This is a genomic window from Secundilactobacillus silagincola (assembly GCF_002583405.1).
Taxonomy (GTDB): Bacteria; Bacillota; Bacilli; order Lactobacillales; family Lactobacillaceae; genus Secundilactobacillus; species Secundilactobacillus silagincola.
The window spans coordinates 1-241 of sequence record NZ_BCMJ01000065.1 but is presented as its reverse complement, the minus strand read 5'-3'; the positions used below and the strand labels follow the sequence as shown (position 1 = coordinate 241).

Annotated in this window: 1 rRNA gene; it reads right to left on the bottom strand. The window is 49.4% G+C overall.

Annotated elements, in window-relative coordinates:
- A 23S ribosomal RNA gene (locus tag CES82_RS12235) occupies positions 1–241 on the bottom strand; the annotation flags it as partial.

The window sequence follows — 241 nt, the reverse complement described above, 5'->3', positions numbered from 1 at the left end:
GGGTCTACATCAACATACTGAAACGCCCGTTTCAGACTCGCTTTCGCTACGGCTCCGACTTTTCATCTTAACCTTGCATGTTAACGTAACTCGCCGGTTCATTCTACAAAAGGCACGCTGTCACCCATTAACGGGCTCCAACTAATTGTAGGCACATGGTTTCAGGAACTATTTCACTCCCCTTCCGGGGTGCTTTTCACCTTTCCCTCACGGTACTGGTTCACTATCGGTCACTAGGGAG